The sequence below is a fragment of the Shewanella sp. GJ50-10 genome (assembly GCF_055808815.1).
Map to the genome: position 1 here is coordinate 3,156,990 of NZ_JBVVSS010000001.1, position 24,410 is coordinate 3,181,399.

Below are 24,410 nucleotides of genomic sequence, written 5' to 3' on the forward strand. Positions count from 1 at the left end.
ACTTTTGTCGGACAAATAGTTAAGCTATTCATCGTAATTAAGCATTTTAAACATTTAATAGCTTATAAAATAAATCAATGCACCAGCGACAAACACGGCTAACATTCTGTTTATAATAAGCTTTAGCTAATATTTATCTAGCACTACAACAATAAAGGGAACATCTGTTCCCTTTACATCACTACAAGCATTTCAATTAACGTAAAACCGTTAAACTGACTTTCTATTGAAATGTCATATTCATTAACTCGTGTTTTTTAAGTTTTCGCGCGTTACTACAGTGCTACCTAAGGTGCTTTTTTATCATTCAAGTAACTGACAAGTTTTTATTTATTCCACTTTTTATGATTTTTAGCTGACAAAAAAGACTGACATGAAAATCATGTCAGCCTTAATAAAATCCGCAATGAATTAGGACCGAGTTAAACCTTAACGGTTATTGCTACTAGGCAAACACCATTCGCCACCACATGCCAGGTAAGCTCGTAAAACCAGTAGTGTAAGACGTAAGCTCTCCGCCTTTAAATACCATCACAGTGGGTGTAACTTGTACTGACCACTCTCTAGCTAAAAAACTTTGTTGATCATTAATCGTACTCAGGGTGTAACCTTTATCTGCTAAAAAGTGATTCAACCTGTCATCGCTACCAGAGCTCATCGCCACTGACACCACAGGATAATGCTCGCTCATTATATCAACGGCTGGGGTAACAAAATTGCACACTGGGCACCAAGTTCCCCAAAAATAGACTAAAACAGGGCCTTCTTGACTCATGGCCATCACATCAACTAAGTTACCATCCAAGTCCAAGGCGCTTATAGGCGGCAAAGCTTCTGTGGGAATATCCTTACCGCGCCACAAATCAACTGCAGTAGAAACAACTAAAAACAACAGCACCATTATGCCTAGTTGCTTTAAGCCGCTTAATCCTTTTTGAGTCAAAGTTTTTTTATCTAAATCAGCCATGTTCTATTATTCATTCCAATGTGTTTACTGATGATGCTTCACTTAATAGATAAGACCGAGCATTATCTATTTTGTATTCAGTTCAACACATTAAAATTGATTAATTACCTGATGCACGCTCAATGGCAGCAAGTACTTGCTCAGTGGTTAATATCACTGGCAGCTTGATACCTTCTGGCGCGTTAGGGCCGTATACAACGTTAAATGGCACGCCAAAGCGACCATGGCTTTGCAAGTAATCCGTTATTGGCTGAGACGCCGTTGTCCAGTCACCTTCAACCAAGGTTATGTTGTCTTGCTTTAACGCAGAATAAACAGGATCTTGAAGTATTACCCCAACCTTGTTGGCTTTACAGGTAATACACCAATCTGCTGTCACATCAACAAATACCGTTTTACCTTGAGCCACGCTGTTAGCAATATCGGTTTGCTCGAGTGGCGTCCATGTTAAATCTGTCGGCAGAGGATTTGACCAATCATCTGAGGTGGCAAACGCGCCAATAGCAGCAATCATCAACACCATGCTAAAGCTGGCAATCACAGCAGGCAGACCATATTGTTTAGCCATCAGACCAAAGAAAACAATCACTAGTAATGCCGCAACTACCCACAATGCCATTACGCTGATAAAGCTAGATAACAAGCTGATTAACCACAAACTAGTTATCAATAACAATACCGAGAAGAACACTTTAACGATGTTCATCCAACGCCCAGGTTTAGGGAAGTAACGAGCAATTTGTGGGAACATTGCCACTAATATCCAAGGTAGCGCCATACCAATGGCTAACGCAGTGAATATCACCAATAAGCTCAATACATCAGCGCCTAGGGCAAACGCAACTGCCGTGCCTAAAAACGGTGCACTACAAGGAGTAGCCAATAATGTGGCGAACATACCCTGTAGAAAGTGACCTCGATGATCATTACCGCCAGTGGTAGCCAGTTTAGTTTGTAAACTCGATGGCAGATTAATTTCGAACGCACCAAGCATATTGAGCGCGAATACCGAAGTCACAATCACCATAAAGCCAATAAACCAAGGATTTTGGAACTGTACGCCCCAACCGATTGCTTGCCCAGTAAATTTAAGCGTAATAACGAAAGCGGCCAATAACCAAAATGACACAATGATGCCTAAAGCTGAGGCAATAAATTGTGAACGAATTTGATTTTTTTGTAGATCAGGTGCAGCAATTACTGAGCTCAGTTTCATGCCTAATACTGGTAATACACACGGCATGACGTTAAGAATTAAGCCACCAATAAGGGCGAACAACATCATGGTTAACAGTGAGCTGCCAGCAGCTTCAATTGAAGTTGGCTGCACCCCTGTTTTATATTCGTATGCGCGTTGATTGTCGCTCACCGTGACATTAAGCTGTTTCTCTAATAATTTTGGATCGCCAGACCAATTTGATACTTCAAATTGCGCTACCCAAGCATCGCTGCCATCGGGCTGAGATTGACGAGTCACGCCAATAGGATTGAAGTTAGTCTCTTTATCACCATCAACAATCACTTGCGGCCTGCGCCACTGGCTATCTAATACTGTGACTTGCAGTAATTCTTGTACGCTGTCCCAGCCAATGTTGATATTTTCTGCAGATATTTCTGAATCAACCAGTTGCGGGACAGTAGAAACTGACTTGTTAAATGCGAACATCGCTTCGGTATCAGCTGTAAGCTGGTCAGCGACAAAGTCTAATTCAAGTTCATAGTCAGTTAATACACACACTGTGGTGCACGAAGACAAGGTGAATTTGCCTTTCAGAGCCGTATTCGCGTTAATATCGTCAACTTTCAGGTGAATAGGAAATACACCTTCGTGCTGATAGCCCTGCGTTTTATAACCCATAATGGTGTATTGCTGCGGGGTCGGCCATTGCCAATCCACCACACCAAGGTTAGACGATTCACTCCAATCTATTTTAGGTGCAATTCCGCCCTCTCCCGGCGTACGCCAGTACATCTTCCAGTCATCATCTAACTGAACATCTAAAATGGCCGGAACTGTTTGGGTGTCTTCATCTAACTCTCCCGTCAGCATAAAGCGTACTTTAACTGGTGGGTGATTATCATTCACAAGCCAACCAGTTGTGGCAGCACTAGCAAATGGATGAATACTGATTGAGACAAGCGTCAGCAAAGCAATTAATAAAATTTTGACGATATTCAACAAACGTTCCTCTTACTTTTTCCGTTTTCAAACATGTGGAAATAGCGGGTTAATACATGGATTAAGTCTTGGGTTAATTCTTAGAACAATAATACGGGCAAATCTAGCTCAGCATAATAGACCGTATAGCCGATAAATTAGTTCATCTATCCCACATAAATGTGATTCTGATTGTTAGATTTGTGAACAGGCTCGCCAATGTACGCATTTTACGGCCATATTGAACAGTTTTGACCTCAAAGACAAACTCAATACTTTGATACAAAAAAATTGACACAATCAGAAACAGGTAAAATGTAGACATACGTTTGAATGATTGATTTAATCAAATACAGTGTCTTTGTTGTATTTCATCATTTGCTATTTATTGGGCAAGCAAATGAATGAAATTGAGGCACAAGGAAAGGCAAGACTCACTCATCTCCACAAGCGAAATGAGACAACAATAAAAAAGGATATTTTTCCATGAAAGTAATGCACTTGAATAAGATCATGCTGGCTGTTGGTGTTGCATCAACCGTCTTTCTTGCAGGTTGTGGTGACGACACCGACTACTCCCGCTCCCCTGAAGTTACCCCTGAACCAGAAGTTACCCCACCTCTACAAGCTTTTGCGCCAGATGGGATGCTTAAAGCGCAAATTCGCCGCACAGCCTACGGAGTACCGCACATTCAAGCTGACAACCTTGAAAGCTTGGGCTTTGGAAGCGGCTACGCTCAAGCTCAAGACAATTTATGTGTCATGGCTGACGGATTCGTAAAAGCAAACTCAGAACGTTCAATGTACTTTGGCCCACACGCCTCAATTGATTTTGCTACAGGTTTACCGACATCAGAAGATAACGGCAACTTAGTCTCAGACTTTGCTTACAAGGCATTAAAAATACGAGAAATGGCTGAAGCCCAGTATCCTCAATTTAGTTATAACTCACGAGCCTTAATGGAAGGATTTAGCGCAGGCTATAATCAATTCCTAGCCGATGTTGAAGCAGGCGAGCAAGAAGCTGAGCCATTTTGTGCAGGCCAGCCTTGGGTAAAACCCATCGAAGGCGTGGATATTGCCAATTATTTATTTTCAATCGCCCTGCTTCCGGGCGCAGCAAACTTCTTAGACCTGATTTTTTACGCAAACCCAGGTGATGGCGAAGAGTACTTACCACGCATTGTTGGGCCAGCACCTTCAGCCACTCAAACCGCGTTTATCCAAGATGTGAACAGTAAGCTAATCGCTCGCGCTAATACCATTACCACCCCAGAAACTAATCCACGTGATTTAGGCTCAAACGGCTGGGGATTAGGTAAAGATAAAACCGAAAACGGTAAAGGCATGGTATTAGGTAATCCGCATTTCCCGCATACAGGTAACCTGCGTTTTTGGCAATCTCATATCACTATTCCAGGCCAACTGGATGTTATGGGCGGCTCATTAGTCGGTATGCCAGGCTTAATTAATATTGGCTTTAATAAAGATTTAGCTTGGACACACACCTTCTCAACCGCTGAACATTTCGTGATGTATAACCTTGAACTTGTCAGTGGCGATCGCCTTCAATACCTTTACGAAGGTAAACCGATGCCGATTACCAAAGAAACCGTACAAGTCGTGGTGAATGGCGGCGCAGCGGGCATGTTAATTGCTGAAAAAGACATATACACCACAGCAAAAGGCCCGATTGTTGAAGCGCCAGCGGCCCTTGCTCCTTTTGGGTGGGATGATGGCCAAGCCTTTATGCTGCAAGATGCCAACATGGCGAATAAAGATCCTATCGATCATTGGTTTGCGATGAATCGTGCCAGTAATAAAGATGAATTTCAGCAAGCATTTAAAAACTATGACGGGGTTATTTTTAATAACACCATGTACGCCGATAAAGAAGGTAATGCGTTTTACATTGATGACTCAACAGTGCCGGGCTTAAGTGACTTTGCCGTATCATTACTTAAAACTAACCCAGATATTATCGCAGCCAGAGAGCAAGCTGGTTTTACGATTCTACCCGGTAATACTTCTATCTTTGATTTTGACGGGCCGATGCCATATCACCGTGCACCGAAACTTGAACGTACAGACTTTGTGCAAAACTCGAATAATTCATTCTGGTCAACCAACCTCGCAGAGCCATTAGAAGATTATTCACCAATGTATGGCAAGGAGCGTGGCCAGTTATCACTTCGTACCCGTATGGCACTGACATTAATGGAAGATGCCGCAGGTGATGATGGCAAGTTCAGCGTTGATGAGTTAGAAACTGCAGCATTATCAAATCGCATTTACTTAAACGATTTAATTTTTACAGATTTAATCAGTCAATGTGACGCTCAAGGCGACACCGCTGTTATGGTTAGCGACACCATATCTAAAGACATCAGCTCTGCGTGTATGGCGCTAAAAGGTTGGAATGGTAAGCAAGATAACGACAGTGTCGGCGGCGCGTTAATTCGTGAATTTGCACATCAGTTTGATCAAAACAGCATGTTAACTGTGCCATTTGATTTTCAAAATGCGGCAATGACCCCTAATACATTAGCCACTGACGGCAGCGCACTGGTTGCTCTTGCACGAGCAGCACTTAATGTCGAAGCGGCAGGTTTTAGTGTCGATGCGCCTATGGGCACTGTGCAGTTTGTAGAAAAATCATTGCCTGATGGCAGCGCTTCTGGCACTAAACTTCCTTGGCCTGGCACTCACAATGCTGAAGGTGGATTTAATGTATTCTCAACCAGTTTATCTGGCGATGATACTTTAATACCCCAGCATGAATATGCTGCAGTGATGGATGCCGTATCGGGTGCTGCGCTTTCTTCAGGATTAACTGCAGAAGGTTACCAAATCCGATATGGTTCAAGCTGGATGATGGCAGTAAGCTTTACTGACGATGGCCCTGTGGCAAAAGGTATTCTTACTTACTCAGAGTCTAGTAATGTCCTTAGCCCATCGTTTGCAGATCAAAGTGTACTATATTCAACTGAAAAGCAGTTCCGTCCGTTGTTATTCACTGAAGCAGACATTGCGGCATCGGTTGAAAGCACCACAGAGCTCACTTTTCAAAAGAGCGAATAGTTTTTAAAAGAGTGAGTAACTTTTAAAAAAGTGAGTAGCTTCAAAAGAGTAAATAGCTTTCAAAAGGCTATTCACCACAATCGAAAATATTATTCCAGGAACGGAATAACCGCTACTGATAAATAATATGATTAAAAAGCCCGCGACTTGCGGGCTTTTTGTTAGCAAAAAATCAACATATAAGATAGGTCACACATCTGTTACCTAGCAAACAGAGCGCATCAGTTCAACAGCTTAAAATCGTAACAGCCGCAACAATCTACACCTTAAAAGCAACTTAAGCGCCTCATGATAAACACTATAAAAACAAACGTAAAAACAACCTTAAACAATCACAAGCGAAACAAATAAGTAACCAGATCAATTGTGAGTGCACAATAAATTTACAAAGCATGTATTTATTTGGAGCCTACAGTTGCACATGTATAAAATCCCGACCGACTTCCTATAAAAGGAAGCACAAATAAAAAAATGGGGTTTTAAAATGAAAGTATTAAAAACGGCTGCAGCACTTGCTGTTAGTGTGGCATTACTTGCGGGTTGTAACGACGAAACAAATAACTATTACCCTGGTGAACCAGCACCAGAAACTACCGATGTGCGCATTGGTGCTTATAACCTTTCTTTTGACAGAAACACCTACTCAGATCTTGTTGAAGAAATGAAGCTGACTCCAGCTGTACAACAAGATTTAATGGACAAGTGGTTCGACGGCACCTTAACTGACGAAGAGCTAGCTGTTGCAGAAAAAGTGATTCAAATCCGTAACGTTGCCGCCATTATTCAAACAGAGCGCCCAGCAGTATTATTAATGGGTGAATTCAACAACGACGGCACTGGTGAAGATCAAGAAGCGATTCAAGGCTTCCGCTTAAACTACCTTTCAGTACCTCAGCAAGCTGCTGGTGCAACATGGCACACTGACGTTGAAGGTGACGGCCAAGCGCCTGAAATGCTTGAGCCTATTCAATTTGGTTACGCTGAAAGCTTCGCAACAAACACTGGCTTATTAAGCGATCATGATTTAGACCGTAACGGCACTGTCGCGCTTCCAGGCGATGCATGGGGCTTTGGTTTCTACCACGGTCAATACGCTTTCGGTTTACTATCACAATACCCAATCGATACTGCCAACGTACGTACTTTCCAAGACTTCAAATGGAAAGACATGCCAGGTGAAACCAACCCAACTATCATCAACTGTGAAGACGAAAACAACCCAATTCCTGAAGGAATGGCTTGTGGTGACGAATGGTACACAGCTGAAGCATGGGCTGAAAAACCAATGTCTTCTAAAAACCACGTAGATGCGCCAATCATCATCCCAACTGACGATGGTGACAAGGTGATTCACTTATTAATGTCGCACCCTACACCGCCAATTTTCGATACAGTGACTGAAAATAATAAATTATTAAACCGCGCTGAAATCAAATTCTGGGATGACTACATTTCAGGTAACGGTAGCTACATTTATGATGACGAAGGCAATAAAGGCGGCATCGACAGTGACGCATCATTTGTTATCTTAGGTGATTTAAATGCTGACCCTGAATCAGGCGACGGCTACTTAGATACCATCAAAGATCTTATGTACAGCGAGCAAGTAAACCAACTTGCCACTCATGGTATTTACGCACCTAGCAGCTTAGGCGGCCCTGAGTGTCTATCTAATGGCGAATGTCGCGAGTCAAACTGGGGCACTAAGTATCCAGATGTTGTGACTAGTACTTCAGGTCTTCGTTTAGACCACGTTATCCCATCTAGCGACTTAAATGTGACTGACTCAGGCGTATTCTGGCCAGCATCATTTGAAGATGGTCGTTTAATGATGAACGATGAGCGCGTTGGAACTTGGGGCGGCGGCGGAAAATCAGTTTCTTCTGATCACCGTTTAGTATGGATTAACGTTGAGCTTTAATCTGTCAGTAAACACAATAATTCAGTCTTAAAACTGAGACTAAAAAGCCCGCAATTAGCGGGCTTTTTTATTGTCTAATTTACAATGTTACTCGCAGATTATCTTAGTTTTCATCCGCTTCTAATTCTAGTTGAAGTTTTTCTAACTCATCTAAAATCCGTAAAAACTTTTGCCCGAATTTGGTAACTTGATACTCCACTCTTGGCGGTATTTCATTAAATGTCAGTCTTTCTAAAATACCAAACTCAACGTTTCGTTTGAGGCATTCATTCAGCACTTTGGTGGTTAAGCCTTCAACATGATTAACCATAGCACCAGGGCGATTGATATCGTTTGCTAATAGCTGATACACGGTCAGTGACCACTTACACCCATAAATCGTTTCTACCATTCGCGCACTTTTTTCAGGTGCAGACTTCTTTGAAAATATTTTCTCTTTAGTTTTCATAAATATGTACCAATTAGTACCTATAACACCAGATTGTGCCTACTTTTCAATAGCCTAATGAGTTTCTTACACTGAGTCCATAAATTAACTCATCACAACAATTATATTGGAGTCATCATGCAAAGCTCAAATAATCCAAACTCGATAGCAATCGTACTGGGTGGTTCAAGCGGTATCGGGTTTGCCAGCGCTGAACGTATACTCAAGCGAGGTGTCGATACTATTATTATCGGCAGCTCAAACGATAAACTACAAACGGCTAAATCAGCACTTGAGCACCTTAACCCGCAGGCCAAGGTGCAAACCTTACAAGCCAATTTATATCAAACTCAAGATATCGAGCGCATCATAAAGTTTGTCACTGAGCTAAAGCAACCCATCAGTCATTTCGTCAACGCTGCAGGAAAGTTCGTACCAACCGCATTTTTAGACCACCAACTTGCTGACTACGACAGTTATTTAAACTTAAACCGCGCCGGCTTTTTTATCTCGCAAGCAATTGCTAACAATATGCGCAAGTTCGGTGGTGGCTCAATCGTGCATGTCGGCTCAATGTGGGGCAAACAAGCGGTTAAAGCCACGCCTTCATCAGCTTACTCTATGGCAAAAGCGGGTTTGCACTCACTAACCCAGCATATGGCGATGGAACTAGCTGAATGTAATATTCGCGTGAATGCAGTATCACCTGCTGTAGTCAAAACGCCGATTTACGGCGCCTTCATAGACCAAGACGTGATGGACGAGACTTTAGCCACATTTGATGGTTTTCATCCTATAGGTCGCATTGGCGCAGTCGATGATGTCGCTGCAACAATCGACTTCTTACTGACTGAGCAATCAAGCTGGGTCACTGGCGCAGTTTGGGATGTGGATGGCGGTGTTATGGCCGGTAGAAACTAGCCACCAAAAACCACCTCCTCGCGGTTATCAAGCCAAAGCGGATGTTTAGTCATCACTTTACTGAACATCTTGCTTTGCAAATAACGATTAAGCCAAGCTCTTAAATTGGGATATGGCGACTGTAAATACCATTGACGCTCAACACGAGCAAACTGGCGAATAAACGGTAATAACGCGATATCAGCAAGGCTTTCTCTGTCTGCCATTAAATAACTATGCTGAGACAATAGTCTTTCCAACTGTTCGATATAGGTTTCGCACGCCTGTCGGCACTCAACAATATTCGACTCACTATAGCGTTTAGCGCATTTATAGTTTTCTAAGCAGCGCTTAAATTCACTATCAAATTGATAAATAAGCGTCAGCATTACATCGAGTACTTCATCATTATCAGCAAACAATAAATCATCAGGATCACCTTGAGTTAAGGCCCAAAGCATCAGCTCGTAACTTTCTTCGATAACGGTGCCGTTTGGGGTCACCACAACAGGCACGGTTCCCTTGGGTGAAGCCTGTAACATTTCTGCGGGTTTATCGCTCAAAACTAAATCGCGCAGTAAAACAGCTTGCTGTGACTTATAAATCGCAATTCTTGCCCGCATTGCAAACGGACAATTTCTTAACGAATAGAGTACGGGTAAATCCATGATTTTATTCATTGTTGTGCTGTTTTCCCTACAACTTATATACGAGCTTACTAATTAATAATGTACTTTAACGATATTCATTAGCAAAATATACGGGTAACATCCCCTCACTAAAATTAACTGAGAACCTTTTAGAACATGAAATCGAAGATTGAATTATTAGCCCCTGGTGGTGATGTCGAAGCGATTAAAGCGGCCATTATTGCGGGTGCAGATGCTGTTTATTGCGGCTTAGATACATTTAATGCCCGTAATCGCGCTGCTAATATTTCCTTCGATCAATTGGTCGGGATCATAAGACTTGCCCATCAATACGATTGTCGTATTTTCTTAACGCTCAATATCGTCATTTTAGAGCAAGAATTTAAGACACTGATGAAACTGCTGAATAAACTGGTTAATACCACTTTAGATGGCGTGATTGTGCAAGATATGGGGCTGCTTTATGTGTTGCGTAAACACTTCCCGACCTTAGATATCCATGCGTCGACTCAGTTAACGACCCACAATGCGGGTCAAATTCCGTTTTTAAGACAGCTTGGCGCAACCCGAGTTAATTTATCTCGTGAGTTAAATCTGCGTGAAATCACCACACTGGCAACCGTGGCTAAAGAGCATGACACTTTATTAGAGGTGTTTGTTCATGGTTCATTATGTGTCGCATTCTCAGGTTTATGTTATTCAACCTCAGCCAGTGCGGGTAATTCTGGTAACCGTGGCCGTTGCAGCCAAGCATGCCGTGAAGAATACGAAACCACTGAATCTGGCAATAACTTCCCACTGAACATTAAAGACAACTCCGCCTTTTTTGACTTACCTGCACTTATTGATGCTGGGGTTTATTCATTTAAAGTTGAAGGCCGAATTAAAGGTGCAAGTTACGTTCACACTGTTATTGATAGCTTCCGTAAGCAAATTGACGGCTATGTTGAAACAGGTGAGTTAACCCAAGATGGCGAGCGTTTATATAAAGTCTTTAACCGTGATTTCACTAATGCCTTTTTGCGCGGTGACTTAAACCAGTCAATGTTTATTGATAATCCACGTGATAACTCTAAAAACCACTTGGTTGATCAACTTAAAGCCGATAAAGGCGAGTCTATTTCTGTGGTGCAAATCCATGATGCGCAGCAGCAACTGCAACTCGATAAGCAGGCAATCAATGCATCGGTTGACGATAAAATAGCTCACTTAAGCATTGAGAAAATTAAACTCAAGTTAAGTTTTGCCAGTGAACAAGATAAGCCACTGACATTAACGGTCACCACAGAAAAAAACAGCAGTGACTTAGCTGATGCTGACACTAAAACGGTGATGTTTAGCTCAATAAGTTTAATGCGCCCAAGTGAAAAATTAAGTGTTGATAAAGAAGCAATAGAAAAACGCTTTAAAAATATCAATAACGCTAACTATGATTTAGTTGAGCTTGAAACTGACAAACTTACCGATGGCATGAGTATTCCTTACCGTGAAATCACCACACTTAAAAATGAGCTATTAGCTTATTTGAATGACGGTATTGAAGTCATAGCAGAAGTGGAATTGCCAAAACTTGAGCGCCATGCAAAACCAGCTGAGCAAAAGCCTGCACTGTCGATGCTGATTTGTGACGAAGAAGATGTCAATCTTGCCGATGTGACCGAAGGCGATATTTACTTCAAGTTACCTGACGCTTATAAACGTGGCTGCACTAAGTACGTTGATTTTTTACAGCAAAACCCAAGATTAATCCCTTGGTTCCCGCCAGTACTTATTGGCAAAGATTACGATGTTGCGCTGAATATTTTAGAGCAAGTAAAACCACCACTTATTGTCACCAATAACACAGGTATCGCTTACCGCGCTCAACAGCTCGGTGTTAAATGGATTGCAGGGCCGTTTTTAAATACCACTAACTCTTATGCGTTATTGGCGATGAAAGAAGGCTTCGACTGTGCGGGCGCGTTTATTTCAAATGAAATTAACAAGCAACAAATTAAGCAAATCGCCAGACCGAATAACTTTAAAATGCTTTACAGTATTTATCACCCAATTCTATTAATGGCCAGCCGTCAGTGTTTCTTCCAGCAAAGTGTTGGCTGTGAAAAACCGCGTATTGATAATGGCTGTATGTTGTCATGTGATAAGTCCACCAGCATTAAAAATCTCAAAGGTGACTCGTTCGCCATTGATAAACAAAAAGCCGGTTACCCAAGCATCTACAACCAAGACCAATTCTTAAATACTGAGATCATTGACGATTTAAGTCATATGTTCGATGGCTTTATGATTGATTTAACCAATATTGGTGCAGGTGATAGAGAGTCGCCAGATAAGGTTGAACTGATTAAGCAGTTTGAAGCTTTACTAGATGGTAAAGATGAAGTCAGCAGCACGCTTGCCACCATGGTGCCTGAATCAACTCATTTACAGTATAAAAACGGTTTATAAGTCTTAATCAAACCAACACCAGTTCAATTAGCTTAAACTAACTGCACTTGAGCCCAACTTAACCGTTGGGCTTTTTTATGCCTAATAACTTTATCCCCTTAGACAGGCTCCCCCCGCAGATAACTCGCCTATTCTTTATTACAACCCTTTGAATTAGCTTAAATTGTAATAAAAGTGTATTAAATTGTTACAGCGACATTACACCTAGTTGCATTTAAACACCTGTTTAAACTAAGGTTTTTATCGCCTTGCAGAATTTTATTCTAAATACCCTATGGTAAGCAGTTGGTTTGTATACTTTTATTTGTACATTTTTTAGATTACATTGCCCGTATATTTTGAGGTCAACATCACAGTTTGAGTATTTTTATGACCTCTGCAGTTTAATATAAGAAGAATTATGGATAATCATACTGCAAGCCGTACTGGTAATAACCAAGAGTACTTTTTCTCACCCGATACCCCGCTCGTTTCCAGCACCGATCCCAAAGGGATCATTACCCATTGCAATCAAGCTTTTATCGATACCAGTGGTTATAGCCGTGAAGAGCTCATTGGAAATCCCCACAACCTAGTTCGCCACCCTGATATGCCTGCAGCCGTTTTCGCCACCATGTGGAAAACGCTTAAAGCTGGAAAAGTGTGGATGGGATTAGTTAAAAACCGCCGCAAAAATGGCGATTATTATTGGGTCAGCGCGTTTGTTACTCCTGTATATGATGGCAAAACCTTAGTGGGTTATGAGTCAGTGCGAGTTTGCGCTGAACCATCAGAAAAGCAGCGAGCGACCAAGGCGTATTCACGTATTCTTGCTGGGCAATCAGCAACCCCATTAATGGCTCAGCTAGGTCATCATCTGGCAAAGATACTGCCTATTGCTCTACCTAGCCTAGCGCTTATGGGATATTTCGGCTTTCAAGGCAATCACACTGGTTTATTTGCAACACTTGTCACTGCTGTGCTTAGCAGCTTTTGGAGTCTTAAACAGCAAGGTAATCATTGGCAGCAACTATTGAATATCAGTCCTAAATCGTTTGCTGATGCCACCGTAGCTCAAACCTACTTTGACGATGTCGGCATTAGTGCTCAAGCAAAACTTGCCTTTATCAGCGAAATGGCAAGGTGCCGCACAGCGTTAACTCGCATTAACGAGTCGGTTTCTGGTTTAGGTGAAATCTCCAATATCAGTAAAACCCAAGTCGCCGTCACCCAAACCTCTGTTGAACAACAAGGTTTAGCCACTCAACAGATAGCTTCTGCAATCACCGAGATGTCTCAAGCGATTCAAGAAGTCGCTCAAAAAATTGAAGAGAACTCACATAGCGCAGAAAACGCCATTCAATTTGTGGATGCGGGTTCAAACCTAGCCGATGAGTCATTGTCATCGATTCATCAACTCAGTCATACCGTCGACAGTATTGCTGTTACCGTTAAGGAATTAGCTGATTCAACCGCTGAAATCGGTCAAGCCGCTAACCTCATTTCATCCATTGCAGATCAAACCAACTTATTAGCGTTAAATGCGGCCATTGAAGCTGCTCGCGCTGGTGAGCAAGGTCGCGGTTTTAGTGTAGTTGCAGATGAAGTCCGCGCCCTTGCATTTAAAACCCGCGAATCAACCGACCAAATCCATGGCGTGATTAAACAGCTCTCACAAAGAACCTCCAGCGCAGTTGAAATGTCGGCCCAAGGTGAGCTTGCTGCAAAACACGGTGTAGAAGTGGTTGAAAACACCCGTAATGCACTAAGCGAAATTAAAGATGCGGTGGTTAATATTACCGACATGACCTTTCAAATGTCTTCTGCAGTTGAAGAGCAAAGCGCAGTGGCCGAGCACATTAACCAGCAGATTATCGATATCGCAGACGGCGCATCTGATACTGCCAATGCAGCCAATAAGTCACTCACGGCGAGCGAATCACTTGAAAGCACTATCGGTATTTTTCATTCGCTGATCAGGCGCTTTAGAGTTTAAAAAGTTTGGTGCGCAGCGCTCTACACTCCCCGTGAGTACTGCGCATCAAGCTTTCTTGTTGTATTAATATAACCCTTCCCAGCTGCCCCTAGCACTATGATGACCGAGTGGTTATAATCCCTGTCTTAATTTAGACCAACCTCTTTCAAAACCTAGGAGCTATTTTTGGCACACACTTACATCCCATTAGATGCATACAAGCGCAAGTGGATTTTTAACCATAAAGATTTGCCAGTGTTAGATACAGATAAAGCGTTAATCAAGCCTCTCACCGACAAGAGTGCAATGACAGTCTGGAATCAATGGATAAGTAATAAGTGTAATCGTGCTGAACTATTCTCAAAAGGTGACTGGGCGGCTAAACAAGATGCTTGGAAACACACAGAGCATTGGCAATCAGCATGGGATTCTGATGACAACGCATTATTGGAGCCCATTGCTGAATTCATTGACTGGGATGACGAGACTCAAGTCTTCTTCTGTTATGAAAAATATCAAATTATCGAAACAACTTGGGCGGTATTTGCCCGCAATTGGAAAGCATTTTTGTTTTTTGATGACGGTCCAATCCTGATTGCTCCCAAGAAAAAACAAGCAATCATGTTTGAACAAAATGGACAATACAAGCTAGGGATGCGCAGCTAAAACCGATTTGCCACGAGTACTCAGATTAATACCCTCGTGGCTATTACAATTATAAAACGAGTCCCCTATGAAAGCATTTTCAACAATCGCTCTAACCGCAGTTCTCTCAACCAGTTTACTTACCTCGACATTGGCTCAAGCTAAAACCGTATCAGGTGTCGAGCTTGCTGATAACCTGACTATCGCCGAGCAATCTCTTGCCTTAAATGGCGCAGGTGTTCGCAGTAAATTCTTTATGGATTTGTATGTTGGCAGCCTTTATATCGCAACGCCAGCAACAGATTTAGCATCTGTATTAGAACAATCAATAGCAGTTGTACGCCTTAACATTACCTCAGGTATGATCACCTCAGATAAAATGGTCGATGCCATTAACGAAGGTTTTGATAGCGCAACCGACGGCAATACAGCATCAATAGACAAAAACATAGAACAATTTATGGGACTGTTTACTGAAGAAGTTAGCAAAGGCGATCAATTTACCTTTGTGACTCATAAAGGTGCTGGCGTAACCAGTTTTAAAAATGGCGTTGAACAAGCCACTATTGAAGGCGAAGCTTTTAGACAAGCACTGCTTAAAATTTGGTTAGGCGACGACCCTGCACAAAAAAGCTTACGTAAGAATATGTTGGCTAAATAATAGCTTAATTCAATTTTCTTACTGTTAATCTAAGCAGAACAAAAAAGCGACCATTTAGTCGCTTTTTTGTTTATCACAATAATCGAATTATTTACTGATTAAAACTTAATATCAAACGCTAGGCCAATCGCTGCCTGATTTTCAATTTCATCGGTAACATCTGGCTCACTGAGCTCCATTTCACTATTAAAGAAGTAACCACCATAGGCATTAATAGTCGCTTTCTCACTAATGTGCCATCCAGCACGAACAAAGCCTACCCACTCCTCCATTTCGATGGTTTGCTCACTATCAGAAATTAAAAAGCGCTCAGAGCGGCGAGATGTTCCCACCCCAAAATTCCACTTTTCATTCATTTCATAAGATAATTCCAAACCTGCTGGGCCACTGAAACCTGCTTCAAATGGGTTACCTAGGGTTAGCTTATCTGTAATTTTCCAGCGCACTGCAATGTAAGGTACGGTTTTAACTTCTGAAATGTCATTAAGATATGCCACACCAAAACCCAACATGTTGCCAGACTCAAAGCGATACATCGCCGAGCCAACTACACCATAGCTTTGCGCATCTGAAGATGACGCGGTATTGGCGTAAGAATATTGCAGTTTAGGCGCAACCATAAACATCCAGTTTTGATTTGGACGATAAATGAATGACAAACCTGCGCTGTATTTATTGATTGAGTTCCATGGCGTGACTTGGCCATTTAACACATCGCTGTCGATGTTTTTAAAGCCATAATCTAAATTGTCATAACCAATATTAGCGCCGATCATCCACTCTTTATTGATAGGCATAGAACCCGACAACTTTAAGCGCCAAACATCACGCTGCAACTCTGCATTTGTGTCACCCACTTGGGCAGAATCTGTTGAAGTGCGCGAAACATGGAACTTAAATGGGGAGTAATCTCTCGCGATAACTTGAGGTGCGAGGAGCAGACCAGCAAGCGCTGTTAACTTGACTGCTTTTTTAACAGAATTTACATCAAGCTGATTAGCCTGGAACAAGCTGGGAATAACTTTCATTAACTGCATCCTTTCTCATTATTATTTTTAGGGTCTAGTATCAAAATTATCTATGATAAATCCTAAGGTCTATACCATGACCAATTCAATTTGGATCACAAATTCAATATATTATGAGATATTACACAGTTTTTGGTTTTCACAACAGTGCCCGTTTACGATTTGCGGTGGGCATGTAAAAATAGGCTCACTGTTTCATCAATATAGCTCTGCCTGTCTTTGAGTAAATCAGTGGCATCAAGCCCTAACTCTAAGCGCATTTTTAACTCACCAAACAGCATTAAACACAGTCTAACGGCGCTATCGTGTGGATTAGCAAAATGTAACTCTCCTAGCTCATTGACTCGAGTAAAGTAGTCACTTAATAGCCCAAGAATATGCTTAGGGCCTGCATCAAAATAAAGCTTAGATAATTCAGGATGTGAATCGGTATGAGCTAAACAGGTTTTGAATACTGCGAGAACTTCATCACTGACTATAAGCTCACCAAATTGAGTGGCAAACATTCTGATGGTTTGCTCGGCATTGGCCGCGTCTTCTAACAAGTTACCTGTTAGTTGATGCACCACACATTTAGATTCAATGGCAGCAATGAATAACTCATCTTTAGAGCCAAAATGAGAATAGACGGTTTGCTTTGAAACCCCAGCTTTTTTCGCCACTAAATCCATGCTGGTATTTGGAAACCCTTGAACACAAAACAGCTCAATCGCCGCCTCTAGTATTTGGGCACATTTCTGCTCACTACGCGTTTTCGGCGCATTATGTTGGCAAAGTGTTGAGTGTTTCGCAGTTATCATAATAAATTCATCTTTTATTTTTTGAGGCTTTGCTTATTGATTTAAAGCCTTTTTTACATGTTCCCGCAGCAAACTTGTTACGAGAATTAACATTTAATCACAAATTAGACTGGACAGTCTAGTTTTATGGAAATAAACTAATTACAAAATGGACTAGACAGTCTAGTTCTTAATTCAAGCATCACACGATGTTATTCGCAGGTCAATATCATCTATATTGAATTGCCAAGGAAGTTGCATTAGCAATAGGAATGTTCCCATGAAAACAGCGCCTCATTCTTTCACAGCGATAAGTTTCGCCATCTCGTTACTCTTGCTCAGTGCCTGTAGCAAACAAGATGCTTCTCCCAGCGTAGCTGTTACTGTGCCTAATGTGATAACCCAACCGTTAAGCTTTAATCCGAGCTATGAGCATCAGCAGCGTTATACCGGTACAGTTCGCTCAGCCGACACAACTGGGGTAGGTTTTGAACTTGCGGGTAAACTCAGCGATATCATAGTCGATAGTGGTGACGCTGTTGTTAAAGGTCAAAAGCTTGCCACGTTAAATACTCAATTACTTGAAGCTGAGCAGCAACAGCTCAGTGCATCACTGCAACAAACCCAAGCTGACTTAGATCTAGCCCAAAGTAACTTGGGGCGCTCCATTGAACTCAAGGAGAAGCAGTATGTGTCTGAACAGCAATTCGATGAAAACCAGCAACAAGTTGCCAGTCTTATAGCCAATCAAAAGCGTTTACAAGCTTCGCTATATGCCACTGAACTTAAAATTTTAAAATCAACACTCATCGCACCGTTTAACGGCACCATCAGTAAGCGTCATCATAATCTAGGTGAAGTCATTGCCTTAGGCAGTCCGGTATTTACCTTAATCGGCACTAGCCAACAACAGGCTTACATTGGTGTCCCCAATACCGTGGCGCAAAACCTTAAAACAGATCAAATTGTTGATATTCAAATTGGTCAAAATATCTATAAAGGACGCATTGCAGGGATCAGCGCCGAAATTGATGCTGTCACTCGCACAGTACAATTACGAGTAGATTTACCGAGTAATAAGCAAGTGATAAATGGTGAAATAGCCTACCTTGAGTACCAACAACACATTGCGGTTGCAGGTTATTGGGTGCCAATATCTTCACTCACCGATGGTGTGAGGGGCTTATGGAACGTATTTGTGGTGCAAAAAAATGAAGATGGTTTGGCAAGAATTGAACGCCGCGACGTAGATATTTTATATACCACTGAGCAGCAAGCTTACATCAATGGTGCAATCCATAAAGATGATGTCATCGTCACCCAAGGCTTACATAAACTAGTAGTTGGCCAATTAGTTAAACCAACTTCAGAGACTGTGGCGAGGTCATTATGATAAAGGCCTTTGTAGAAAATGGCAGGCTCGCCAGCTTAATGATAGCGCTGCTATTGGTAGCAGGTTTAGGTGCCATAAGCAGTTTGCCTCGTACCGAAGACCCCACCATTACTAACCGTTTTGCCACAGTTGTTACTCAATACCCTGGTGCGTCAGCCGAGCGAGTTGAAGCTCTGGTCACTGAGGTGCTGGAAAATGAACTGCGCCGCTTAGAAGAATTAAAGTTAGTGCAATCGACTTCGCGCCCTGGAATTTCAGTGATTCAACTTGAACTGAAAGATACCGTTATTGATACTGCGCCTGTGTGGTCTAGAGCGCGAGATTTAATTTCTGACAGTAAATATCAGCTACCCACCTCGGCGCAAAATAGTCTGCTAGATGATCAAACTGGTTATGCCAACACTGCCATTTTAGGTTTAGTGTGGCAAAGCGACACACCTATTCGTACTGATGTGCTAAATCGCTACGCTAAAGAGCTTCAAAGTAAATTACGGGTATTAAGCGGTACTGATTTTGTTAAATTATCAGGCACGCCTGATGAAGAAATCTTAGTCGAGTTAGACGGTAACAAAATCAGCCAACTTAAGCTCACTCCTGCCAGTATTGCCGCTATTCTGGCTAACGCTGACAGTAAGATCTCCGCAGGTGAAATCAATAACGCCACATTTAAAGCCCTAATTGAAGTATCTGGTGAGCTAGATTCAATCACCCGCGTAAGCGAAGTGCCGCTAAAAATAGATAGCAATGGCCAAATTATTCGCCTTGCTGATGTAGCGAAAGTAAGCCGTCAGCCAAAAACACCTGCCACCAGTATCGCACTCATTAATGGCGAGTCTGGGGTGTTGGTTTCAGCCCGTATGATTGAAAATAACCGCGTCGATAAATGGCAGGCTCAAGTGAGCCAAGTGGTAAACAGCTTTAGCGCAAACCTGCCTGCTAACATCGAAGTGCAATGGCTGTTTGATCAACAAGGCTACACCAGCGTACGTCTTGGTGATTTAGTGATAAACCTTATTCAAGGTTTCTTAATTATCCTATTTGTTTTAATGCTGACCTTAGGGCTCAGAAACGCTGTTATCGTTGCCTTGTCATTACCATTAACCGCCCTTTTTACTCTAGCTTGTATGAAATACACCGGCCTTCCTATTCATCAAATGTCGGTGACAGGTCTAGTGGTTGCACTTGGGATCATGGTCGATAATGCCATTGTGATTGTTGATGCCATTGCTCAGCGCCGCAAACAAGGATTAAGTAAACTTGAAGCCGTCAGTAAAACCTTGCACCACTTATGGCTGCCATTAGCTGGCTCAACCATAACCACCATGCTCGCTTTTGCACCGATTGTCTTAATGCCCGGCGCCGCTGGTGAGTTTGTTGGCGGTATTGCTATCTCGGTGATGTTTGCCCTTTTAGGCTCTTACCTTATTTCGCATACCATTATTGCTGGGCTTGCAGGTCGATTTAGTCAAGATAATGAATCAATGGCTTGGTATCAAAAAGGCATGGCCTTCCCTCGACTCGGTCATGCTTTTAAAGCCAGCTTAGCCTTTGCCCTAAAACGCCCAATAATCATCGCATTGTTAATTGGTGTGCTACCGCTGGTAGGCTTTTTTGCCTCAACCAAGATGACAGAGCAATTCTTTCCCCCTCTGACAGAGACATGTTTCAGATTGAAGTGTATTTAGCGCCTCATGTGAGCTTAGACAACACCTTAAAACAAGTTAAAGCCATTGATGAGCGCCTTGAATCCATCGACGATGTCGAAATGATCACTTGGGTTGTGGGCGGCAATACGCCTTCGTTTTATTACAACCTTACCCAGCGTCAACAAGGTGCGACCAACTACGCTCAGGCCATGGTGAAGGTCACCGATTTTGATGCAGCTAATCGGTTGATTTTATCCTTGCAACGAGAATTTGATACCGACTTCCCCCAAGCACAAATCCTAGTAAGAAAGCTTGAACAAGGCCCACCATTTAACGCACCTGTTGAACTGCGAATATACGGCCCATCATTAGACACTTTAAATCAGCTAGGCGAACAAGCACGCGGTTTGTTAATGCAAACAGAAGATGTGATTCATACTCGCGCGACTTTAAGTGCTGGCACGCCAAAGGTGTGGCTACAAATTAATGAAGATGCCAGCTTAATGAGCGGCTTAAGTCTGACCGATATTGCCAAACAAATTGAAATGGCGACCACAGGGATCATTGGCGGCAGCATTTTAGAGCAAACAGAATCACTGCCCGTTCGAGTGCGTTTAGCTGATTCTTCAAGGGAGGAAGCCACCCGTTTAGCAGAACTTAACCTTGTCTCAAGCCAAGGCGATACCATTCCGCTTTCTGCTATATCTCATAATGAAATCAATGTTAGTCGCGGCGGTATTCCACGTCGAAATGGTGAGCGCGTCAATACTATTGAAGCCTATATTGTCAGCGGCGTGCTGCCCGGTAAAGTGCTAAATGATGTCAAAGCAAAACTTGAGCAAATTGAACTGCCTTCTGGCTACCATTTAGAAATTGGCGGTGAGAGTGCTAAACGTGATGAAGCAGTAGGTAACTTACTGTCCAATATCGTGGTGGTGGTGACTCTATTACTCGCCACAGTAGTACTGTCGTTTAACTCATTTAGATTAACCGCCATCATCTTACTCAGTGCATTTCAATCTGCGGGGTTAGGCTTACTGGCTGTTTACCTATTTGGTTATCCGTTTGGCTTTACGGTGATCATAGGTTTACTCGGATTAATGGGCTTAGCGATTAATGCCGCCATTGTGATTTTGGCCGAATTAGAAGATGTCCCCGAAGCAAGGCTTGGCAATACTGACACCATAATTGAACTGGTCAGTGGTTGCGGCAGACATATTGGTTCCACCACGATCACCACTATTGGCGGATTTTTACCGTTGATTATTGCAGGCGGCGGCTTCTGGCCACCTTTCGCTATCGCTATCGCCGGCGGCACTTTGTTAACCACCATGTTATCGCTGATTTGGGTACCGACAATGTATCTTATTTTAATGAAGAAAAAATCACAGAAAATTGAAATATTGTCGCCCGTACAAATTTAATATTTTCAACTACTAACCATAGAAAAACGACGCATTAATGCGTCGTTTTTTTGTTTAATATGTTGAATAACTAATTACTGATATTTCTCATTCTTCTCATGATCTTAATCAAGTCAATTTGTGAGTATATCTACTAAATTGTATTCACCTTTTTCTCGGAACTTATCAAATGAACTATCGAAGTTGGTCAATAACAAAACAAATAACGTACTTTTCGTTAGCGCTTACGGTACTGGTATTCAGTATTATTTCTTCCGTTTCCTATTTCAGCTCGTCGAATGTATTAAAAGAAAAAGCCATTGATTCGATGAATGAGCAAATGCAAAGTAATGCCGCGCTCATCGAGCTGCAATATGTGAGCTTGTTAAACCTTGCCCGCCGAAATGCCGATATTCTTCGTGCCATGTACCCTGGCAATTTTCATAAACCTGACCGCAGTGTCAGAATTTACAGTACTCAAACCCCTGCACTCGTTCATGAAAATACCCAAATTAACGCCACCAAAAGTCGAGTAGATCGCTTTTCAAATCTCACTGGCGGCACTGCAACTATCTTTGTTAAAGATGGCGATGACTTTTTACGGATCTCAACCTCGCTTAAAAAAGTCGATGGTTCACGTGCATTAGTGACCTATTTAGGTAAAGGACACCCAGGTTATCAAACCCTAATTAAGGGTGAAACCTACGAAGGGTATGCCAAGTTATTCGGCAAAGATTACATGACAGTTTACCGCCCAATCAAAAACGATAGCGGCGAAGTTATTGGTATTTTATATATCGGTTTTGACATTACAGAGTCAATCACTGAGCTGCAAAAAACCATCAACAACCTGGTGGTTGAAGAGTCTGGCTACTATATGCTGGTAAGAAACAGCGATAAAAGGTTAATTTCCCACCCTAGATTTAATACTGGGGATGAACTCAGTCCTGAAATTTTAAATGGTTTAGATGCCAATAAAATGATCGGCAATCATTTTAGTTACGAGTATCTCAATAATCAGCAGAAAACCATGTTTGCCAATAGCATTAATATCCCTGGTTGGAATTGGACGTTAATCGGCTTAACTGAAGCGTCAGAGCTTAATAACGAAAGTATGCAGCTGCTTTATATCACCGCTGGCGTTGCTGTCTTGGGGATTATTTTAATCAGCGGTTTGCTGGCAATGTCGCAAGTTAAAGCAATGGCGCCACTTCTGGTTTTACAGCAACAATTGCAGGCATTAGGCAAAGGCGATTTGTCACAGCGATTTGAGCTAAGAGATCCCAATAGCAATAATGAAATAGATCAAATTACCGCCAGCGCAGCAGACATGTCCGCAAACTTAAAAGACTTGATTGACTCGTTGCAGCACTCAGTTGAAACCTTAGAATCTCAGGCGCAAAAAGCCCAAGAGATGGCAAGGCAGAACGGTGATGAGTCTGAATCACTCATGATGCAAACCAATCAAATAGCCACCGCCATTGAAGAAATGTCAGCCTCTATTCGTGATGTGGCAAGTCACTCAAATGAAGGCGCAGCGAAAAGCCAACAAGTAGATGAGTCTTCTCGTAGCGGTCATCAACAACTAACCGAAGTCGTTGAGTCACTCAATTCACTTAAAACCCAGCTTAATGAAAGCCAAGCTAACATTGAAAATGTCAGTAAAGAAAGTGAAGCCATTAACCAAGTTACCGAAGTGATCAACAGTATTGCCGAACAAACTAACTTATTGGCGTTAAATGCAGCCATTGAAGCGGCTAGAGCTGGTGAGCAAGGACGCGGCTTTGCTGTAGTAGCTGATGAAGTTCGCTCCCTTGCTCAGCGCACTCAAAGCTCGATTTCAGAAATCAGTAAAACCATTGGCCAGTTGCAGTCACAGGTTAAAAGCACTGCCCAGCAAATGGAAGATAGCCACAAATTGGGAACCCACTCTGCTGAACAAGGTATGGAAACCAGTCACCAATTAAGCCAAATCACCGAAAGTATCGGTGAGCTTGCTACATTCACTAGCAGTATAGCCAGCGCTACAGAGCAACAGAGCGCGGTTGCAGACGAAATTACCCGTAATCTTCACCAAATATCTTCGCTCGCCAATGAAGGCCAAGTGCGCGCTGGAGAGACCGTTGAAGTAGCAGATGGATTAACAGAACTCGCTGGTGATCTTAAAACTAAGATTAATTTCTTTAAGGTTTAGGCTTATTAAGCATTAACTGGATAGAAGATTTTTTATTAGCTGAAATAAACCTTAGCGAACTCAGGTCTTTATTAGGGCATGGACTGAAAAGTTCATGCCCTTTTGTTTTATAGCAAATGGCCGTAATAGCAAAAATTAAAGACAGATTTAAATGA

Annotated in this window: 16 protein-coding genes and 1 pseudogene; 10 read left to right on the top strand and 7 right to left on the bottom strand. The window is 42.2% G+C overall.

From position 1 onward, the window contains the following. Nucleotides 1-173: 173 nt before the first annotated feature. The 3 genes from AC0L4E_RS13350 to AC0L4E_RS13360 form a co-directional block, all read right to left on the bottom strand. Nucleotides 174-233, bottom strand: a complete 60-nt coding sequence (locus AC0L4E_RS13350; protein ID WP_473681650.1) for a prepilin-type N-terminal cleavage/methylation domain-containing protein — start codon at nucleotides 231-233, stop codon at nucleotides 174-176. Nucleotides 234-445: 212 nt separating this feature from the next. Next, entirely contained in the window at nucleotides 446-967 is a 522-nt protein-coding gene (locus tag AC0L4E_RS13355; RefSeq protein WP_473679579.1) for a protein disulfide oxidoreductase, read from the bottom strand. A gap of 100 nt (nucleotides 968-1,067) precedes the next feature. Beyond that, entirely contained in the window at nucleotides 1,068-3,146 is a 2,079-nt protein-coding gene (locus AC0L4E_RS13360; protein WP_473679580.1) for a protein-disulfide reductase DsbD family protein, read from the bottom strand. A gap of 474 nt (nucleotides 3,147-3,620) precedes the next feature. On the opposite strand from AC0L4E_RS13360, the gene AC0L4E_RS13365 reads away from it, so the two are divergent. Next, entirely contained in the window at nucleotides 3,621-6,206 is a 2,586-nt protein-coding gene (locus AC0L4E_RS13365; protein WP_473681652.1) for an acylase, read from the top strand. Between the two features lie 484 nt (nucleotides 6,207-6,690). Further along, the gene (locus AC0L4E_RS13370) at nucleotides 6,691-8,127 is read left to right on the top strand and encodes an endonuclease/exonuclease/phosphatase family protein (protein ID WP_473679581.1); all 1,437 of its coding nucleotides are present in this window, start codon (nucleotides 6,691-6,693) and stop codon (nucleotides 8,125-8,127) included. A 103-nt stretch (nucleotides 8,128-8,230) separates the two neighbouring features. Here AC0L4E_RS13370 and AC0L4E_RS13375 read toward each other — a convergent pair whose 3' ends face one another. Then, a complete protein-coding gene (locus tag AC0L4E_RS13375) occupies nucleotides 8,231-8,575 on the bottom strand; it encodes a winged helix-turn-helix transcriptional regulator (protein WP_473679582.1) in 345 nt (114 codons plus the stop codon). 117 nt (nucleotides 8,576-8,692) lie between these two features. On the opposite strand from AC0L4E_RS13375, the gene AC0L4E_RS13380 reads away from it, so the two are divergent. Then, nucleotides 8,693-9,475, top strand: coding sequence for an SDR family NAD(P)-dependent oxidoreductase (locus AC0L4E_RS13380; RefSeq protein WP_473679583.1), 783 nt, complete (start codon nucleotides 8,693-8,695; stop codon nucleotides 9,473-9,475). Here AC0L4E_RS13380 and AC0L4E_RS13385 read toward each other — a convergent pair. Then, nucleotides 9,472-10,134 (bottom strand): glutathione S-transferase, encoded by a 663-nt coding sequence (locus tag AC0L4E_RS13385; RefSeq protein WP_473679584.1) that lies wholly within the window; start codon nucleotides 10,132-10,134, stop codon nucleotides 9,472-9,474. The two genes, AC0L4E_RS13380 and AC0L4E_RS13385, sit on opposite strands and share 4 nt — an antisense overlap. A gap of 126 nt (nucleotides 10,135-10,260) precedes the next feature. On the opposite strand from AC0L4E_RS13385, the gene AC0L4E_RS13390 reads away from it, so the two are divergent. The 4 genes from AC0L4E_RS13390 to AC0L4E_RS13405 all read left to right on the top strand — a co-directional run bounded on the left by AC0L4E_RS13390 (nucleotide 10,261) and on the right by AC0L4E_RS13405 (nucleotide 15,812). Continuing rightward, nucleotides 10,261-12,552, top strand: coding sequence for a peptidase U32 family protein (locus AC0L4E_RS13390; protein ID WP_473679585.1), 2,292 nt, complete (start codon nucleotides 10,261-10,263; stop codon nucleotides 12,550-12,552). Between the two features lie 400 nt (nucleotides 12,553-12,952). Further along, a complete protein-coding gene (locus AC0L4E_RS13395; protein ID WP_473679586.1) occupies nucleotides 12,953-14,527 on the top strand; it encodes a methyl-accepting chemotaxis protein in 1,575 nt (524 codons plus the stop codon). Between the two features lie 165 nt (nucleotides 14,528-14,692). Further along, nucleotides 14,693-15,172, top strand: coding sequence for a DUF2947 domain-containing protein (locus tag AC0L4E_RS13400; protein WP_473679587.1), 480 nt, complete (start codon nucleotides 14,693-14,695; stop codon nucleotides 15,170-15,172). Nucleotides 15,173-15,239: 67 nt separating this feature from the next. Further along, nucleotides 15,240-15,812: a chalcone isomerase family protein gene (locus AC0L4E_RS13405; protein ID WP_473679588.1), complete on the top strand. Its 573-nt coding sequence runs from the start codon at nucleotides 15,240-15,242 to the stop codon at nucleotides 15,810-15,812. 98 nt (nucleotides 15,813-15,910) lie between these two features. Here AC0L4E_RS13405 and AC0L4E_RS13410 read toward each other — a convergent pair whose 3' ends face one another. Then, the gene (locus tag AC0L4E_RS13410) at nucleotides 15,911-16,840 is read right to left on the bottom strand and encodes a DUF6268 family outer membrane beta-barrel protein (protein WP_473679589.1); all 930 of its coding nucleotides are present in this window, start codon (nucleotides 16,838-16,840) and stop codon (nucleotides 15,911-15,913) included. A gap of 155 nt (nucleotides 16,841-16,995) precedes the next feature. After that, a complete protein-coding gene (locus AC0L4E_RS13415) occupies nucleotides 16,996-17,640 on the bottom strand; it encodes a TetR/AcrR family transcriptional regulator (RefSeq protein WP_473679590.1) in 645 nt (214 codons plus the stop codon). 259 nt (nucleotides 17,641-17,899) lie between these two features. On the opposite strand from AC0L4E_RS13415, the gene AC0L4E_RS13420 reads away from it, so the two are divergent. From AC0L4E_RS13420 to AC0L4E_RS13430, 3 genes and pseudogenes are all read left to right on the top strand, one after another. Continuing rightward, nucleotides 17,900-19,012 carry an efflux RND transporter periplasmic adaptor subunit gene (locus AC0L4E_RS13420; protein ID WP_473679591.1) on the top strand — a complete coding sequence of 371 codons (1,113 nt, stop codon included), beginning with the start codon at nucleotides 17,900-17,902 and terminating at the stop codon, nucleotides 19,010-19,012. 38 nt (nucleotides 19,013-19,050) lie between these two features. Continuing rightward, nucleotides 19,051-22,082, top strand: a pseudogene (locus tag AC0L4E_RS13425) (efflux RND transporter permease subunit). 169 nt (nucleotides 22,083-22,251) lie between these two features. Further along, a complete protein-coding gene (locus AC0L4E_RS13430) occupies nucleotides 22,252-24,255 on the top strand; it encodes a methyl-accepting chemotaxis protein (protein WP_473679592.1) in 2,004 nt (667 codons plus the stop codon). The last annotated feature ends 155 nt before the right edge of the window (nucleotides 24,256-24,410 follow it).

Excerpts from the sequence above, each read along its gene's own strand:
- AC0L4E_RS13355 (WP_473679579.1), bottom strand. The coding sequence starts at position 967 with ATGGCTGATTTAGATAAAAAAACTTTGACTCAAAAAGGATTAAGCGGC.
- AC0L4E_RS13365 (WP_473681652.1), top strand. The coding sequence starts at position 3,621 with ATGCACTTGAATAAGATCATGCTGGCTGTTGGTGTTGCATCAACCGTC.
- AC0L4E_RS13370 (WP_473679581.1), top strand. The coding sequence starts at position 6,691 with ATGAAAGTATTAAAAACGGCTGCAGCACTTGCTGTTAGTGTGGCATTA.
- AC0L4E_RS13375 (WP_473679582.1), bottom strand. The coding sequence starts at position 8,575 with ATGAAAACTAAAGAGAAAATATTTTCAAAGAAGTCTGCACCTGAAAAA.
- AC0L4E_RS13380 (WP_473679583.1), top strand. The coding sequence starts at position 8,693 with ATGCAAAGCTCAAATAATCCAAACTCGATAGCAATCGTACTGGGTGGT.
- AC0L4E_RS13385 (WP_473679584.1), bottom strand. The coding sequence starts at position 10,134 with ATGAATAAAATCATGGATTTACCCGTACTCTATTCGTTAAGAAATTGT.
- AC0L4E_RS13390 (WP_473679585.1), top strand. The coding sequence starts at position 10,261 with ATGAAATCGAAGATTGAATTATTAGCCCCTGGTGGTGATGTCGAAGCG.
- AC0L4E_RS13395 (WP_473679586.1), top strand. The coding sequence starts at position 12,953 with ATGGATAATCATACTGCAAGCCGTACTGGTAATAACCAAGAGTACTTT.
- AC0L4E_RS13405 (WP_473679588.1), top strand. The coding sequence starts at position 15,240 with ATGAAAGCATTTTCAACAATCGCTCTAACCGCAGTTCTCTCAACCAGT.
- AC0L4E_RS13410 (WP_473679589.1), bottom strand. The coding sequence starts at position 16,840 with ATGAAAGTTATTCCCAGCTTGTTCCAGGCTAATCAGCTTGATGTAAAT.
- AC0L4E_RS13415 (WP_473679590.1), bottom strand. The coding sequence starts at position 17,640 with ATGATAACTGCGAAACACTCAACACTTTGCCAACATAATGCGCCGAAA.
- AC0L4E_RS13420 (WP_473679591.1), top strand. The coding sequence starts at position 17,900 with ATGAAAACAGCGCCTCATTCTTTCACAGCGATAAGTTTCGCCATCTCG.
- AC0L4E_RS13430 (WP_473679592.1), top strand. The coding sequence starts at position 22,252 with ATGAACTATCGAAGTTGGTCAATAACAAAACAAATAACGTACTTTTCG.